General features: G+C 62.8%; 18 protein-coding genes. 12 read left to right on the top strand and 6 right to left on the bottom strand.

Going from position 1 to position 16,126, the window contains the following annotated elements; all coding sequences use genetic code 11:
* Window positions 1–89 precede the first annotated feature (89 nt).
* A complete protein-coding gene (locus ACEN84_RS23950) occupies window positions 90–971 on the top strand; it encodes an endonuclease/exonuclease/phosphatase family protein (RefSeq protein ID WP_413710139.1) in 882 nt (293 codons plus the stop codon).
* Between the two features lie 45 nt (window positions 972–1,016).
* Here the strand turns inward: ACEN84_RS23950 and ACEN84_RS23945 are convergent, their stop codons facing one another.
* The 3 genes from ACEN84_RS23945 to ACEN84_RS23935 all read right to left on the bottom strand — a co-directional run bounded on the left by ACEN84_RS23945 (window position 1,017) and on the right by ACEN84_RS23935 (window position 3,664).
* Window positions 1,017–1,670, bottom strand: coding sequence for a methionine ABC transporter permease (locus ACEN84_RS23945; protein WP_413710138.1), 654 nt, complete (start codon window positions 1,668–1,670; stop codon window positions 1,017–1,019).
* Window positions 1,651–2,733 carry a methionine ABC transporter ATP-binding protein gene (locus ACEN84_RS23940; RefSeq protein WP_413710137.1) on the bottom strand — a complete coding sequence of 361 codons (1,083 nt, stop codon included), beginning with the start codon at window positions 2,731–2,733 and terminating at the stop codon, window positions 1,651–1,653. Before ACEN84_RS23940 ends, ACEN84_RS23945 begins: the two co-directional genes overlap by 20 nt.
* Before the next feature lie 94 nt (window positions 2,734–2,827).
* A complete protein-coding gene (locus ACEN84_RS23935; protein WP_413710136.1) occupies window positions 2,828–3,664 on the bottom strand; it encodes a MetQ/NlpA family lipoprotein in 837 nt (278 codons plus the stop codon).
* Window positions 3,665–3,902: 238 nt separating this feature from the next.
* Here ACEN84_RS23935 and ACEN84_RS23930 point away from each other — a divergent pair, with 238 nt between their 5' ends.
* From ACEN84_RS23930 to ACEN84_RS23900, 7 genes are all read left to right on the top strand, one after another.
* Entirely contained in the window at window positions 3,903–5,306 is a 1,404-nt protein-coding gene (locus tag ACEN84_RS23930; protein ID WP_413710135.1) for an FAD/NAD(P)-binding protein, read from the top strand.
* Window positions 5,307–5,499: 193 nt separating this feature from the next.
* Window positions 5,500–6,057, top strand: coding sequence for an FMN reductase (gene msuE / locus ACEN84_RS23925; protein WP_112720005.1), 558 nt, complete (start codon window positions 5,500–5,502; stop codon window positions 6,055–6,057).
* Between the two features lie 5 nt (window positions 6,058–6,062).
* Complete coding sequence (locus tag ACEN84_RS23920; RefSeq protein WP_199627732.1) at window positions 6,063–6,230, top strand: hypothetical protein; 168 nt, start codon at window positions 6,063–6,065, stop codon at window positions 6,228–6,230.
* A 24-nt stretch (window positions 6,231–6,254) separates the two neighbouring features.
* A complete protein-coding gene (locus ACEN84_RS23915) occupies window positions 6,255–6,410 on the top strand; it encodes a hypothetical protein (RefSeq protein WP_413710134.1) in 156 nt (51 codons plus the stop codon).
* An 11-nt stretch (window positions 6,411–6,421) separates the two neighbouring features.
* The gene (locus tag ACEN84_RS23910) at window positions 6,422–6,562 is read left to right on the top strand and encodes a hypothetical protein (RefSeq protein ID WP_413710133.1); all 141 of its coding nucleotides are present in this window, start codon (window positions 6,422–6,424) and stop codon (window positions 6,560–6,562) included.
* Window positions 6,563–6,574: 12 nt separating this feature from the next.
* Window positions 6,575–7,171 carry an RBBP9/YdeN family alpha/beta hydrolase gene (locus ACEN84_RS23905; RefSeq protein ID WP_413710132.1) on the top strand — a complete coding sequence of 199 codons (597 nt, stop codon included), beginning with the start codon at window positions 6,575–6,577 and terminating at the stop codon, window positions 7,169–7,171.
* 87 nt (window positions 7,172–7,258) lie between these two features.
* Window positions 7,259–7,918 (top strand): peroxiredoxin, encoded by a 660-nt coding sequence (locus tag ACEN84_RS23900; RefSeq protein ID WP_130284078.1) that lies wholly within the window; start codon window positions 7,259–7,261, stop codon window positions 7,916–7,918.
* A gap of 186 nt (window positions 7,919–8,104) precedes the next feature.
* Here ACEN84_RS23900 and ACEN84_RS23895 read toward each other — a convergent pair whose 3' ends face one another.
* On the bottom strand, window positions 8,105–9,025 hold the full coding sequence (locus ACEN84_RS23895; RefSeq protein ID WP_203428145.1) for a hydrogen peroxide-inducible genes activator: 921 nt from the start codon (window positions 9,023–9,025) through the stop codon (window positions 8,105–8,107).
* Window positions 9,026–9,186: 161 nt separating this feature from the next.
* On the opposite strand from ACEN84_RS23895, the gene katG reads away from it, so the two are divergent.
* The 3 genes from katG (at window position 9,187) to ACEN84_RS23880 (ending at window position 12,782) form a co-directional block, all read left to right on the top strand.
* Window positions 9,187–11,376: a catalase/peroxidase HPI gene (katG, locus tag ACEN84_RS23890; RefSeq protein ID WP_413710131.1), complete on the top strand. Its 2,190-nt coding sequence runs from the start codon at window positions 9,187–9,189 to the stop codon at window positions 11,374–11,376.
* A 367-nt stretch (window positions 11,377–11,743) separates the two neighbouring features.
* Window positions 11,744–12,247, top strand: a complete 504-nt coding sequence (locus tag ACEN84_RS23885) for a hypothetical protein (protein ID WP_130284070.1) — start codon at window positions 11,744–11,746, stop codon at window positions 12,245–12,247.
* Between the two features lie 79 nt (window positions 12,248–12,326).
* Window positions 12,327–12,782, top strand: a complete 456-nt coding sequence (locus ACEN84_RS23880) for an RrF2 family transcriptional regulator (RefSeq protein WP_165402763.1) — start codon at window positions 12,327–12,329, stop codon at window positions 12,780–12,782.
* A 105-nt stretch (window positions 12,783–12,887) separates the two neighbouring features.
* On the opposite strand, the gene ACEN84_RS23875 is transcribed toward ACEN84_RS23880, so the two are convergent.
* A complete protein-coding gene (locus tag ACEN84_RS23875; RefSeq protein WP_413710130.1) occupies window positions 12,888–14,045 on the bottom strand; it encodes a porin in 1,158 nt (385 codons plus the stop codon).
* A gap of 434 nt (window positions 14,046–14,479) precedes the next feature.
* Here ACEN84_RS23875 and ACEN84_RS23870 point away from each other — a divergent pair, with 434 nt between their 5' ends.
* Window positions 14,480–14,950: an RrF2 family transcriptional regulator gene (locus tag ACEN84_RS23870; protein ID WP_112720013.1), complete on the top strand. Its 471-nt coding sequence runs from the start codon at window positions 14,480–14,482 to the stop codon at window positions 14,948–14,950.
* Here the strand turns inward: ACEN84_RS23870 and ACEN84_RS23865 are convergent, their stop codons facing one another.
* Entirely contained in the window at window positions 14,951–16,036 is a 1,086-nt protein-coding gene (locus ACEN84_RS23865; protein ID WP_199627723.1) for an acyl-CoA dehydrogenase family protein, read from the bottom strand.
* Window positions 16,037–16,126 lie beyond the last annotated feature (90 nt).

Here is a 16,126-nt window from a genome sequence, read left to right as displayed (position 1 = left end):
TCGGAAGTTTCACATTCTTGGCCTAGTTCGTCGCGCGCAATGAAACGTTTTCACGACGTCCGGCGCAACTCAAATTTAAGCGAGGATCCATGCTAATCACAACTTATAACATCCAGTATACCCGCGGCCAGGACGACCGCTACGACCTGGAACGTATTGTCGATACCGTCAAGGACAGCGACATCATCGCATTGCAGGAAGTCGAGAATTATTGGGACCGTTCCGGCAATATCAGTCAGTCGGAGGCGATTGCCCGTCTGCTGCCGGATCACTATTTCGTCTGGGGCCCGACCGTCGACGTGCTGAAGGTCTCCGATGCCGAGGGCAAGCGCCCGACGGATCACAAGCGCCGCCAGTTCGGCAACATGATCCTGTCGCGCTACCCGATCCTGTCCACCCGCAATCACATGTATCCGAAGTTCACGGCGCCCGGCCCGCATACGATCCAGCGCGGCGCGATCGAGGCACTGATCCAGACCCCATCAGGTCCGGTACGCTTCTACTCAACCCATCTCGACCATCTCGCCAGCCGTCACCGCATGGTGCAGCTGCAAGAGCTGGTGAAGGTGTCCAACCGTGCCTTCGAGGACGGCCCGGCGATAGGTGGCCGCGAAATCGTGCCGTCCTGGCGCGAAGAGCCGGCGCTGCCCGACATGCCGCGCGAGGCGATCCTTCTCGGCGACTTCAATTTCGAGCCGACCTCACCGGAATACGAGTGGATCTGCGGCGCCGTGAACCAGTGGCATGGCCGCCTGCCGGATGCATCCGGCTTCGTCGATGCCTATGTCGCCGCCGGTGGCGCGGAAGACGAGGGGCACACGCTCTATCGCGACATCGCCGCCAAGGCCGGCATCCGCATCGACTACTGCTTCGTGCCTGCCTGGCTCTCAGGCCGTATCAGCAAGTGCTGGGTCGACGAGCAGGCGACCGGTTCGGATCACCAGCCGCTGCGGGTCGAGATCGATCTCTAAGGCGAACTGGCGGCCGGGCAGCTTTCATGCCCGGCCGCCCCGATCTCAGCGATGGTCCAGCCGCTCCACCAGCCGGTCGCCGAACCACTGGATGCCGCAGACCAGCACGATGAGAACAATGACGACGGCGATCATCACCGAGGTCTCGAAGCGCTGGTAGCCGTAGCGGATGGCGAGGTCGCCCAGCCCACCGGCGCCGATGGCGCCTGCCATGGCGGAGGCGCCGATGAGGGTCACCAGCGTCACCGTGAAGCCGGCGACGATGCCCGGCAGGGCTTCGGGCACCAGCACTTCGCGGATGATCGTCCAGCGATTGCCGCCCATGGCGCGGACGGCGTCGATCAGGCCGCGGTCGACTTCGCGCAGCGACACTTCGGCGATGCGGGCGTAATAGGGTGTCGCGGCGATTGCCAGCGGCACGATCGCCGCCCAGGTGCCGAGCGCGGTGCCGACGATCAGCCGGGTCAGCGGAATCAGCGCCACCAGCAGGATGATGAAGGGCACCGAGCGGAAGCCGTTGATGACGGCGCCGAGCGTGCGGTTGATCCAGAGATTTTCGGCAATGCCGCCGCGTGCCGTCAGCACCAGGGCGAGCCCGAGCGGCAGGCCCGCTACCAGCGAGATGATGCCGGATGCGCCGGTCATCAGCACGGTTTCCCAGAGCGACCGCAGCAGCAGGTCAAGCATGATCGGTGTCATAGCCGAGTACCTCCACCCGCGCCGAGCGGGCCGTCAGAAACTGTGCGACCTGATCCTGCAAGCGGGGATCGCGGGCCGGGACGGCGATGAAGAAGCGCGCCACCGGCTGGTTCTGGATATGGTCGATGCCGCCATGAACGAGGCGGAAGGAATGCGGCAGCGCTGCCGAAAGGTCGGCAAACAGCGCACCCTGCGCTTCCGGTCCGGCAAGATCGACACTGAGGATCGCCTCGCTGCCTGTCTCGGCCGAGAGCCTGGCGGTGATATGCTCGGGGAGCTGCGGGCGGATGCTGCCGAGAAGGCTTCGGGTGATCGCCGTCTGCGGGTTGCCGAACACCGACCAGACCTGGCCCTCCTCGACGATCCTTCCGGCATCGATGACGGCGACGCGGTCGGCAATGCTGCGGATCACTTCCATCTCGTGGGTGATCAGCACCACGGTCAGGCCGAGCTTGCGGTTGATGTCCTTCAAGAGCGACAGGATCGAGCGCGTCGTTTCCGGGTCGAGCGCCGACGTTGCTTCGTCGGAGAGCAGCAGGGCGGGGCGGGCGGCAAGGGCGCGGGCGATGCCGACGCGCTGCTTCTGGCCGCCGGAGAGCGAGGCGGGATAGGCCTTGGCCTTGTCCGAAAGGCCGACGAGATCGAGCAGCTCGCGGGCACGCTGCAGCCGTTCTGGTTTCGCCACGCCTTCGATCTTCAGGGGCAGCGCGATGTTTTCCTCGACCGTCTTGGCGGAGAGCAGATTGAAATGCTGGAAGATCATGCCGATGCGGCGGCGCAGCGGCTGCAGTTCCTGCTCGGCCAGCCCGGCAATATCGCGGCCGTCGATATGGATCTCGCCGCTATCGGCGCGCTCCAGCCCGTTGAGGCAGCGGATCAGCGTCGATTTGCCGGCGCCGCTGCGGCCGATGATGCCGAAGATCTCGCCCTTGCGGACGGTCAGCGAAATGCCGTCGAGCGCCGGCGTCTCGCCGAAGCGGCGCCGGACATCGGAGAGGCGGATGATATCCACGGCGGCTTCGGCTTTCGCCCCGATCGCCGCGGCGGAAACGAATGAATTCATAAGACTATCCTCTGCAAACGCTCAAGGCGGCCCGGACAAGGAACGTCCGGACCGCCCTGGCTTCGCGCCCTTTCCCCCAGGCGCGGATGTCGGTTTAGTAGGCGCTCAGCCCCGTGCCCTTGTAGACCTTGTCGAACTCGGCCTTGACGGCGTCATTCTGGTAGGAGGAGACCAGCGTCTTCACCCAGTCCGCATCCTTGTTGTCTTCCTTGACGGCGATGAAGTTGCGGTAGGGATTGTCGGAGATCGGCTCCTGGGCGATGCGCTCCTTCGGCGACAGGCCACTCTTCAGTGCCCAGTCGGTGTTGACGACGGCGGCGTCGAGATCGTCGATCGAGCGGCCGACAATGCCGGCATCGAGTTCCTTGATCTCAAGCTTCTTCGGGTTCTCGGTGATGTCGGCGATGGTGGCGAGAATGCCGGTGCCGTCCTTCAGTTTGATCAGGCCTTCGTTCTGCAGGACGCGCAGCGCCCGGCCTTCGTTGGACGGATCGTTCGGCAGGCCGACGATGGCGCCTTCGGGGATTTCGGAGACGGCCTTGTACTTCTTCGTATAGAGGCCGATCGGCCAGACGCCGGTATAGCCGACGCGGACGATGTGGTAGCCGTGCGTCTTGATCTGGTTGTCGAGATAGGGCTGGTGCTGGAAGGCGTTGGCGTCGATTTCGCCGCGCTCGAGCGCTTCGTTCGGCTGGGTATAGTCGTTGAAGGTGATGGTCTCGATCTTGAGACCCTTCTTCTCCGCTTCGGCGGTCACGACGCGCCAGACGTCTTCGTCCTCGCCGCTCATGATGCCGACCTTGATGGATTTGTCGGCGGCGACCGAGGGAAGGGGTGCGGCGAAGGTTGCGAGCGCGAGGGCGGAAACGGCGAGCGCTGCAAGGCTTGCCCGGCGCGTCAGCGCCACGGCTGAGAAGGTCTTGTTGTTCATGTGTTTGTCCCGTCTTGGTGATGAGATTGATCTCGAAACACAAAAAGCATGTCAGATCAGAAGGCCGCCTTCGAAGTACGCCCGTCTCTTCTCGAAAGCGGCGCGGGAAAAGTCTTGCCGGTCTGCCCGATCTCTTCCGAATAAAATTCTATAATGTTTATAGACTATATTGGTTGTGCCGCGGCGCGAACCGTCCTATTTCGATTTGGAGAGTGATGAATCTGGATGCGAGTGCGAGATGACAGCCGGTGGCGGTAAATCGAAGGTCGTGGCGATCATCGGCGGCGGCGTTTCCGGCGCCGGCGTGGCGCTGCATCTGGCCAACGCGCTGCCTGCCGGTATCGCCGAGATCATCGTCTTCGAACCGCGCGAGGAGCTCGGCCGCGGCCTGGCCTATGATACGGAAGATCCGGCGCATCGCATCAACGTGCCCGCGGCACGGATGAGCCTCTTCCCGGACAGGCCGGAGGATTTCCTCGAATGGATCGGTGCGACCGATGCCGTCAGCCGCGATCCCGAAGCGGCGCGGCCGGATGGCAATCTCTTTCCGCAGCGGCGGCTGTTTGGCGCCTATGCCGCCTCGCGCCTGCGACCGGCTATCGAGGCCGGCCGCATCCTTCACCAGCGCGCGACGGTGACCGGGGTCGAGAAGACTGATGATGGCTGGCTGGTCTCCGACAGTACCGGCATCGAGACGCGGGCCGACTTGCTGGTGATCGCCACGACGCATCCGTCACCGTCGCCGCCGCGCGGGCTGCAGGCGGTGCTGGCCGGTCACCCGCGCTATGTCGCCGATTCCACGGTATCGGGTGCTCTCGACAATATAGAGCCGGATGACCGCGTCCTGATCGTCGGCAACGGGCTGACGGCGGCCGATATCGTCGCGTCGCTCACTCTCTCCGGCCATCGCGGGCCGATCACGTCCGTCTCCCGTCGCGGTTTGCGCTCGCGCGGGCATGCGGCGACGGCGCAGGATCCGTTCGGCGATTTTACCGCGCGGCCGGCGAAGACGGCTTCGGAATTGCTGCACAGCATTCGCCAGGCGATAGCGCAGGCGGCCGGGGAGGGGATCAGCTGGCATGCGGTGATCGATGAAGTCCGTGGTCACGGACGGCTGATCTGGCAGGGGCTTCCGCTGGCAGAGCGCCAGCGCATCGTCCGCCATTTGAGGCCGTTCTGGGACGTGCACCGTTTCCGGGTCGCGCCGCAGGTCGAGGATTTGCTGGAGCGGGCGATCGGCGCGGGGCGGCTGACGGTTGCCGCCGGTTCGGTCGCCGATGCCGAGCGGGACGGCGAAGAGATTCGCGTGACGCTGCGGCTGCGCGACGGCAGCCGGCCTGTGAAAAGCTTCGATGCCGTCGTGGTGACGACGGGGCCGGCGCATGGCGGCATCCTGCAGAGCCAGTTCTGGCTCTCCGAGCTCGGCGATGCCGGTATCCTGGAGCTCGATCCGACAGGGCTCGGCATTGCCTGCAACGAGCGCTCCGAAGCGATCGGCCGGAGCGGCGACGCCGATCCCTCGCTGCTGATCGCCGGTCCGCTGGCGCGCGGCACTTTCGGCGAGCTGATGGGCCTGCCGCAGGTCACCGAGCATTCGGTCTTCGTGGCCGGCGAGCTGCATCGCAAGCTGACCGGCGGCTGACGCCGTAGACTTTCCCTCGAACATTTCAGACTGATCGCGCCGTTCCCACCGCCGCGGCCAATCCCCTGCGCGTTGCCAGCAAGGCCGCAACCTGAGGGACCGAATTTCCCCACCGCTCTCCAGAATGGAATTCCATTCCTTTAGTGCACTAAATTTATAGAGAATATTTAATGCAAGATCAAAGGAGAGAGACATGCCCCTTCGCCTCGTCGGTATCGCCGGTAGCTTCAACCGCCCGTCCAAGACGCACGCGCTTGTCAGCCACGTCGCGGATCTCGCCTCCAGGCGTTACGGCTTCTCCTCAAAGGTTTACGACCTCCACGATGTCGGGCCGTCGCTCGGATCGTCGCTCTGGCGCAAGGAGCTGGACGCCCAGGCCGCCGGCGTCATCGACGATATCGTCAATGCCGATGTGCTGGTTGTCGGGTCGCCGACCTACAAGGGCTCCTATCCCGGCCATTTCAAGCATCTGATCGACCTGATCGAACCGCATGAACTGCGCGCCAAGCCGATCATCATCACCGCCACCGGCGGCGGCGACCGCCATGCGCTGATGGTCGAGCACCAGCTCAGGCCGCTCTTCGGTTTCTTCATGGCCCATACGCTGCCGACGGCGATCTACGCCGCGGACCGCGATTTCGCCGATTACAAGGTGACCTCGGAGCAGCTCTCCGGTCGCATCGGTTTCGCCATCGACGAGCTCGCCGCCTTCTTCCCCTCGCAGCACAGCAGCCTGCAGGCGGCGGAGTGAATGCGATGAGCGGCGCTCCCGGCACGATGGCGCAGGAACTCTGGAACGTCGTCGATTTCGCCCGCCGCTACCGGCTTCCGGTTCGCGAACAGAACCGGCTGTTGATGCTTTTCGGCCCGGTGGCGCGTGCCGAGGAGCTGCTTGCCAATGCAAGACGCAACCAATCGATCTGACACCCTGACAAGGAGAACCGGATTATGAGGCTTGTATTCGAATTCCTGTCATTGCTGCGCCAGGGGCTCAGCCATCCGCAGCCGCCGACTGAAGCTCTGCCTCTCGATGACGACCGCGAGCCAAGCGCCCGCGACTACGAATTCTACTATTGGAGCCCGGCGCCCGGGCCCTGGTATTGAGGAGCCTCGTCATGGCTGTATTCGATGACCGCCGCCCGGCGCCGCCTTCGCCATCCGGCCGGATCCTGCGCACCGGCGCCGATCTTGCCGCACCCGCAGCCGCGGCATTTTCCTTCGCGCTGCTCTTCGCCATCACGCTCGGCATTCTCTAGATCGGAGACGACATGACGCCGGTTCTCATCGTGCCCGGACTTTTCGGATCGGAAGAGGCGCATTGGCAGAGCGCCTGGCTGAAGGATCATCCTGAAAGCCGTCTCGTACGGCAGGAAAACTGGGACCGCCCGCGCGTCACCGAATGGCTCGATGCCCTCGAAGCCGAGCTGGAGCGGGCAGGCGAGGCCTATATCGTCGCCCACAGCCTCGGATCCGTGCTCGCGGCCCGTCTTGCCGGGCGTCCGGCGGCCCGGCGGGTGAAGGGTGCGCTGCTGGTGGCGCCCTGCGATCTCGACGTGACCGACAAGCTGCATCCCGGCAGTATCGGCTTCGGCACCATGCCGACGGAGCGGCTGCCGTTTCCGAGCATCCTCGTCGGCAGCCTCAACGATCATTACATGTCGCTGGAGCGGCTCACCTATTTCGCGCGGCTCTGGGGCAGCGACCTGCGCAATGCGGGGCTTGCCGGGCATATCAATGTCGCCAGCGGATATGGCCGCTGGCCGGGTGGCTACAGGCTGTTCGATATCCTCAAACACAAGACGCGGCATCTCGAGAAAATACCCCAAAGAAAGCATTCACCTGGCCGGGAAGTTCCACTAGCTTAGCCGCGCGAATTCCACCCCCCGGCTTGGTGTCGCGGCCTTCCCAGCCGCGCGATCCCACCGGTCCTGTCGTCACAAAGGTCATATGTCATGAGTCTCCGCATCAACGATGTCGCCCCTGATTTCAGCGCCGACACCAGCCAGGGTCCGATCCAGTTCCACGATTGGATCGGTAACGGCTGGGCCGTGCTCTTCTCGCATCCGAAGAATTTCACGCCTGTCTGCACGACCGAGCTCGGCACGATGGCGGGTCTCGAAGGCGAGTTCAGCAAGCGCGGCGTGAAGATCATCGGCATCTCCGTCGATCCAGTCGAAAGCCACGCCAAGTGGAAGGGCGACATCAAGACGGCGACCGGCTTCGACGTCGAATATCCGCTGATCGGCGACAAGGACCTGAAGGTCGCCAAGCTCTACGATATGCTGCCCGCCGGCGCCGGCGACAGCTCGGAAGGCCGCACGCCCGCCGATAACGCCACGGTACGCTCGGTCTTCGTCATCGGCCCGGACAAGAAGATCAAGCTGATCCTCACCTATCCGATGACGACAGGCCGCAACTTCAACGAAATCCTGCGCGCCATCGATTCCATCCAGCTGACGGCAAAGCACCAGGTCGCGACGCCCGCCAACTGGCAGCAGGGCGACGACGTGATCATCACGGCAGCCGTTTCCAACGAGGATGCGATCGCGCGGTTCGGGTCTTTCGATACGGTGCTGCCGTACCTGCGCAAGACGAAGCAGCCGGCTGCTTGAGGGGTGCCGCGGATGAGGCGGGTGCAGTGCTAGCGGCCCCCTCATCCGCCCTTCGGGCACCTTCTCCCCGCTGGGGAGAAGGGAATGTCGAGAATGCTGCTCTCGCCAACTTCCCGTCTCCCCTCGGGGAGAGGGTAGGGTGAGGGGGCTCCGGGCGAGAGGGTCGCTTCCAAACAAGCGCCGCCCTCACACCTCCGCATGAAAATGATGCTTCTGCACACTGCCGGCCGAGCGGCGGATGACTTCGGCGATTTCCATCAACTGCCTGACGAGCGGCGTCGAGTTGCGCCAGATCATGCCGATCGTGCGTGACGGGCGTGGCGACTGGAAGCGGGCGATCGAGACTTGCGCCGAGCGCGTCTCCACCGGCACCGCCATTTCCGGGATTAGCGTGATGCCGATGCCGGCGCTGACCATCTGGACGAGGGTGGAGAGCGAGCTGCCTTCCATGATCTCGCGCGGACGGGCCGAGCCGATGCGGCAGAAGGACAGCGCCTGGTCGCGGAAGCAGTGACCTTCCTCGAGCAGCAGCAGGCGCATTTCGCGCAGCATGTCGCGGTCCGGCACCGGGCGGCCTTCGTCTTCGAGGCGGCGCACCAGCACGAATTCCTCGTCGAACAGCTTCAGCTCGGTCAGCGACGGCTCCGAGACCGGAAGAGCGACGATCGCCAGGTCGAGATCGCCGCGGGAGAGTTCCTGCACCAGCTTGGCGGTCTGGGTTTCGCGCACCTCGATCTGGATGCCGTCGAAAGTGGCGTTGAGATCGTTGATGATGGCGGGCAGCAGATAGGGTGCGACAGTGGGGATGACGCCGATCCTGAGACGCGCCAAAAACGGATCGCGCGAGGCGCGGGCGAGATCACCGAGTTCGTCGACGGCGCGGAGAATATCGTGGGCGCGCGATGCGAACATCTGGCCGAAGGCGGTGAGCTTCACCTCACGGGCGCTGCGCTCGAAGAGCTCGTTGCCGAGCTCTTCCTCGAGCTCCTTGATCTGCATCGACAGCGCCGGTTGCGAGATGGCGCAGGCATCCGCGGCATGGCGGAAGCGGCCGTGGCGGGCCAGCGCCTCGAAATAACGCAGCTGTTTCAACGTCAAGTTCTTCATAACTTTATCTTATCGCTGATATCAGTAAATCCAACTTAAATTTATCACACGCTTCCGATAAGAAGAAGACAGGGGAGGGCGCGCGCAACGCCGCGCCAGCCGGTCCGCCACTGGCACTCCCTCTCAATAACAGATGAATTGCATCATCCAAGGAGAACGCTATGGACGACCAAAAACCCGACAGCGCAGGCAAATGTCCCGTGCCGCACGGCAATGCCGCGCATCGCCCCGGCAACCGCGACTGGTGGCCGAACCAGCTCGACGTGCAGGTTCTGCACGGTCACAACGTCCGCTCCGATCCGATGGGCGAAGCGTTCGATTACGCCGAGGAATTCAAGAAGCTCGATTTCGAAGCGCTGAAGAAGGACCTTCATGCGCTGATGACCGATTCGCAGGAATGGTGGCCGGCCGACTTCGGTCATTACGGCGGTCTCTTCGTGCGTATGGCCTGGCACAGCGCCGGCACCTATCGCATCACCGACGGCCGCGGCGGCGCCGGTCAGGGTCAGCAGCGTTTTGCGCCGCTGAACAGCTGGCCTGACAACGTCAACCTCGACAAGGCCCGCCGCCTTCTCTGGCCGATCAAGCAGAAATACGGCAACAGCATTTCCTGGGCCGACCTTCTGATCCTCACCGGCAACGTCGCGCTCGAATCCATGGGCTTCAAGACCTTCGGCTTCGCCGGTGGCCGTGCCGACGTCTGGGAGCCGGAAGAGCTCTATTGGGGTCCTGAGGGCACCTGGCTCGGCGACGAGCGCTACAGCGGCGAACGCGAGCTCGCAGAGCCGCTCGGCGCCGTGCAGATGGGCCTTATCTACGTCAACCCGGAAGGCCCGAACGGCAATCCGGATGCGCTGGCCTCGGCCCGCGATATCCGTGACACCTTCGCCCGTATGGCAATGGACGACGAAGAAACCGTCGCGCTGATCGCCGGCGGCCACACCTTCGGCAAGACCCATGGTGCAGGCGATGCATCGCTCGTTGGCGTCGAGCCGGAAGGCGGCGCGATCGAGGACCAGGGTCTCGGCTGGAAGAGCACCCACGGCTCGGGCAAGGCTGGCGACACGATCGGCAGCGGTCTCGAAGTCACCTGGACGCAGACGCCGACGCAGTGGAGCAACTACTTCTTCGAGAACCTCTTCGGTTTCGAGTGGGAACTGACCACCAGCCCGGCCGGCGCCAAGCAGTGGGTCGCCAAGGATGCAGAAGCTTCCGTTCCCGATGCCTTCGACGCCTCGAAGAAGCATCGTCCGACCATGCTGACCAGCGACCTCGCGCTGCGCGTCGATCCGATCTATGAAAAGATCTCGCGCCGCTTCCTGGAAAACCCGGCTGAGTTCGCCGATGCCTTCGCCCGCGCCTGGTTCAAGCTGACCCACCGCGACATGGGACCGAAGGCCCGCTATCTCGGACCGGAAGTTCCGGCTGAAGACCTGATCTGGCAGGACGTCGTGCCCGCCGTCGACCACAAGCTGATCGACGATGCCGACATTGCAGCGCTCAAGGAAAAGGTTCTGGCGACGGGTCTTTCCGTGCAGGAACTGGTCTCGACCGCCTGGGCATCCGCGTCCAGCTTCCGCGGTTCCGACAAGCGCGGCGGTGCCAACGGTGCACGCGTCCGTCTTGCTCCGCAGAAGGATTGGGAAGCCAACCAGCCGGCGCAGCTTGCCAAGGTTCTCGGCGTTCTCGAAGGCATCCAGAAGGACTTTAACGCTGCCCAGACCGGCGGCAAGAAGGTCTCTCTCGCCGACCTGATCGTTCTTGCCGGTGCTGCCGGTGTCGAAAAGGCGGCCAAGGCTGCCGGTCAGCCGGTCAACGTTCCCGTTACGCCGGGCCGTACCGATGCCTCCGAAGCACAGACCGACGCGGCATCCTTCGCTGCGCTCGAGCCGCGCGCCGATGCGTTCCGCAACTATGTCAACGGCAAGCGCAAGCAGTTCATGAAGGCCGAAGAAGCCCTCGTCGACCGGGCGCAGCTTCTGACGCTGTCGGCACCCGAAATGACGGTGCTGATCGGCGGTCTGCGCGTGCTGAAGGCCGGTGCTCCCGAGCACGGCGTCTTCACCTCGCGTCCGGAGACACTGACCAACGACTTCTTCGTGAACCTGCTCGACATGGGAACGAAGTGGGCACCGCTGGCAGGCAAGGACGGCGTCTATGAAGGCCGCGACCGCAAGACCGACGCCGTCAAGTGGACCGGTACCCGCGTCGACCTGATCTTTGGTTCGCACTCGCAGCTGCGCGCCATCGCCGAAGTCTACGGCCAGTCCGACGCCAAGGCGAAGTTCGTCAAGGACTTCGTTTCGGCCTGGAACAAGGTCATGAACGCCGACCGTTTCGATCTCGTCTGATCGATCGAGAATTGCACTGGACGCGGCCCCTGCCACGTCCAGTTCACGGCAGCTCCGTCGGCTAAGCCGTTTTATTCCTGACTAATTTACGACGGGATTAATCACATTTTTGGGACACTGTGTTCCGCTCCTGGGGGTAGAAAATATCCGTTGCGAGGCGTAACAGTGGATTCGTGATATATCGCTGTTGGCATCTTTTGCCGCGCGAGTGACAAGACGGCCGTACGGTAAACGCACGGCGGTCGATCCCGAAAACAACGCGAAGAGTTCTTTTCACGTCCACTGTTCCGCGGCGCCACCTCCCAGGCGCTCACGCGGGCGTACGCATTGATAATTCCTCCCGAAAAATTGCTATTCGACACTGATCATGACCACACCTTGCCCCGAGTTGTTTAAAACCCTCTTCGGCATCGCCTCCTATCCCGCTGCGCGGGAAATGGATGAAAGCGACCTGATGCCGAGCCAGACCTTCAGGAAGGCGCTGCGCATCGTCCTGACGATCGCCTATAACCAGACGCTGTCGCGCACGACGCCGCATCGCAAGATCCGCCGGATCGGCGGTATGGGCGCACACGACGCCGATGCCATCCTCGATCTCCTCAAGTTCGCCGATATCGTCTCCGGCGATGACAACGGCTACCGGATCACCCGGTCGTTGCGCATGGTTTCGCTTGCCGAGATCTATGCCGCCATCACGCCGGCGCGGATGCTTCCGAAGACCAGCTTCGATCATCTCTATGACGCGATCATCGACAAGGCCCGGACGGCGGCTATCGCCGATCTCGACGGGATCGATCTGTCGTCGACGCTTGCCGATCTGCTCGGCACCGAGCATGGCGCGAGCCTCGAAATGGCCGAGCGCGGCCACTAAGACCTGCAATCGCCGATTTTGTATCAATCGGCGATAGTGGTTCTGGATTTTCTGCTGTTTCAGCGGTATGTCACGATTGATGAGTGACACACGGTTTCCAACAGCGCTGCAAATCGTCGTGACGGTCGCGGTCAATGAGGCCGCGGGCGTTCGCACGACCAGTCCGCAATTGGCAACCAGCCTCGATACAAATCCCAGTTTTGTCCGGAAAATCGTTTCGACCCTGTCGAAATCGGGGATACTCATTTCCTCAGACGGCGTCAGTGGCGGTATCCGCCTGGCGCGTCCGGCGCCCGATATCAAGCTTCTGGAGATCCATGGCAGCGTTCTGCCGGAACAGAAGGCGTGGTCGGCACGCGAAAACATTCCCACCATCTGCTCGGTCACGCGCAATATCAGCGCAGTATCCGACCAGCTCAGCGCCCGGGCTGACAAGGCTGTCGCCGGCGTGCTCGAAGGCGTTACGGTTCAGGATTGCATCGATAGGATCAATCAGCTCGACCGCGCCGCGCTCACAGCCGCCTCGCATTCCTGAAAAGCACTCATAAAAAAGAAGCCCGGAGGGAAATCCGGGCTTCTTCACTGTGATCGGAGGTCAACCAGATCACATGACGTGCGTCTCTAACCGCACGTCAATTCATTAGAAGTCGCGCTGCAGGCGGAAGAAGCCTTCAACCCAGTCAGCGTCCTTGCGGCCGTCGACGGTCTGATTGCCGTAGTCTTCCTTGACGTAGGTAGCAGCCAGCTTGGCGTTCAGGTTTTCAACAACCTGGTAGTCAAGCGTAACGCCTGCGCGCCACATGTTGCCGTCATCCCACGAGCCATCAGCGTCGGTCACGATGTTGTTCGTGTACTGAGCAGCCGGGGTGATGGTGAACTTGTCGGTTGCCTTCAGAGCGTACTGAGCGACAACGGTCCATTCGCCGTTAGCGTAGTAAGCGTTGCCGCCGTTGCCGGCATCGCCGAGACCGCTCGACCAGATGGCTGCGATTTCAGCCTTGCCCGGGCCAACGTCTGCGCCGATGCGAGCCGTTACAGCACCTTCCTGGTTGCCGGCGTCATAACCACCGTAAACAGCCCAGGTGAAGTTCGAGAACTTGCCACCGACAGAAGCGTCGACGCCGAGCGTGTTGCCGTGGATGTCGGTGTTGCCCGTGAAGAGCGAGCTGCGCGGCGAACCCGTTCCGGAGTTGCCGTTGAGTTCTTCGAGAGCGGCACCAGCGTAGAAGTCGCCGGCATCATACTGGTAGCGGATGGCGTTGGTGTTGGTGACGTTCGCCATTGCATCGGTTTCGCCCGAGAAGTCGTCGTCCCACCAGCTGGTGAACTTACCAACGCGCAGGCCAGCGATGTCGATGTATGCCTGATCGATAACCGTTTCGTTGACCGCGTCGCCGAGCATCGTGGAGTCGCCGCCGGTCAGGCCGCCGATGGTCGTGTCTGCGCTACCGCCGCGGAAATTGGATTCCAGAACGATACGGCTGGTCAGCGTGCCGTATTCGGTGTCGCTCTTGGCGTCGAAAGCGACGTGAGCGCGAGTACGGGCCTGCCAGTCTTCGTTTGCGTTGTCCTTGTAAGCGTCGCCAGCGCCGAAGCCGACGTCGAAGCGGAGGTAGCCACCGATCTTGAGGCAGGTTTCGGTGCCCGGGATGTAGAAGTAACCAGTGCCGTAGGCGTCGCAAACGCGAACGTATTCAACAGCTTCCGGCTCAGCTGCAACAATGGCGTCGGCCGCGTATGCGCCGGACACCGAGCTCAGCGCAGCCGCCGAACCAATGAGAATAGAACGAATGTTCATAGCAGTTCCTTTTTCAATCGGGCGCAGGAAATCGCGCCGAGAAATCAGCGTCAAAAACCCATCCCAGTTTTGTCGAATCCCCTCGGGGGAAAGCGGCAACCCGCGGGTATTTGGATCGCACATCGCTCAAACCGTATCAAGCGAAGATACGGTTGAGTCACGCTGTTGCCGACCCCTGTTGCCAAAACGACACAAAATTGCCTTGTGAAAGCGCGGATATGGGAGGAACTGAGGGCGGAAACAAGGTGTTGATGATTGAAAAACAACGAAAATCCGCGATCGCGGCGGATTTTTGTGCTGCCGAAAAGACGCTTTCAGCAAAGATTTGGACATAACCTATATAAAAGCTGGCTATTTCGTTGCGTGCCCACGCTTTCGGCGCTATTTGGCAGTAAGCGAAAGCATATGGCGCGGATTGTGCAGGGCTATCGAAGATGTTGACGAAAAAGGGAAAGTACGGGCTCAAGGCGCTTGTCGATCTGGCGAAGCTGGCGCCCGGCGAGACGGCCTTCATCAATGACGTTGCCGCGCGCAACAATATCCCGAAGAAGTTCCTCGATACGATCCTGCTCGAATTGCGCAATGTCGGCATCCTGCGCTCGAAAAAGGGGCCGGGCGGCGGCTACTCGCTGTCGAAGCCGGCTTCCGAGATCAGGATCGGTCATGTAATCCGCACGCTCGACGGCCCGTTGGCGCCGATTCGCTGCGCCAGCCGCACGGCTTACGAAGCCTGCGACGACTGTTCGGATCCCGAAACCTGTCATGTGCGCAGATCGATGACCGAAGTGCGCGATGCGATCGCCGATATTCTCGACAACATGACGCTGGAACAGTTCGTCGCCAAAGGCGGCAATCTTGCTGACGGCGGCGAGGACGAGGTGCTGCCGGTTTCTGCTGCCAGCTGATCAGATTTCCCAGCTATGGCTGTAATGGGCTGCTGCCTTGGCATGCAGGCGTTCGAGTTTGCCGCCGAGCGCCCGGATGCGGGCATTGCGCCAGTGGCGGTCGAGATTGAGGCCGATGCCTCCCGTATCCCCCTTGGCGATTTCGAAAATGGCCGTTGCGGTGCGTAGCGCGAGCTCACTCGCGTGCGCCTGGGCGGCGGTGGCGGAGAATTCGGCGTCGGCGATTGCCGGGCCTGAATTGATCTGGGCGATATCGAGCCGGTGACCGGCGCGCTCCAGAAGGGCTGCTGCCGCCTCGATGCCGACGATCAGGGTGCCTGCCGCGGCCGGGACGGCGCTGGTCTCCTGCAATTCCGACAGAACAGCGCGGGCAATGCCGAGATCGACTCCGGCATTGAGCAGGGCGGTCATCGCTGCTGCCGGTGCGCCCTGCCGGACGGCCGCATCGGCGCGCGCCTGAACGTTTTCGGCAACGAGCAGCGCGGTTCCGTTGGTGCGCTGTCCGAAACCATCCCAGCTGTCGACGGATTGCAGTCCCTCGCTTCGGCGGTTGACGTAGAGGAGCTGGTTGTCCGCCGCGCCTGATATGACCAGCCAGTCGGCGAAGAGCACGCCCGGCGCCTGCGCGCTGCGGCCGTCGATTCGATGGCCGAGCGGTAAGTTGGTGATGGAATCAGCGGGAAATGATGCCGTAGCGAAGCGGTCGCCTGATAGCGCGCGGGAGAATAACAGCCGCTGCAGATCCTCGCCGCCGTGCAGCCGCAATCCTTCGAGCGCCGCGAAGTGGATCGCCAGGCATTCGCCGATCGAGGCGTCGCCCTCGGCGATGATCGCGACGATCTCGGCAAGCAGCGCGTTGCTGACATCCAGCCCCTCATATTCCGGGGGCACGGTGATTCCGGTCAGACCCGAGAGCGAGAGGGCATCGAGTTCCGGGAAGGGGAGAATGCGGTTGATATCGCGCTCGCTCGATTGGCGGCGGAAGCCGGCGGCGAGCCTGCGGGCGGCGGCCACGGCTGCCTCCTCGCTCTCGATCCGGTCGGCCGGCGGTCTCAGCCGGTCGTGCAGTTGCGATATCGTTCCCATCGGTCATTCTCTTCCTGATGCCCGTATGAGTGATCGATCCTACCTCGATTGATAAGGCCGGTTTTTCTACAAAATCGGTATGGTTTGAAT

Origin of the sequence: Rhizobium sp. Rhizsp82, assembly GCF_047325115.1 — a bacterium.
Classification (GTDB): domain Bacteria; phylum Pseudomonadota; class Alphaproteobacteria; order Rhizobiales; family Rhizobiaceae; genus Rhizobium.
The sequence above is the reverse complement of the archived record's forward strand: the minus strand, read 5'-3'. Positions and strand labels throughout refer to the sequence as shown.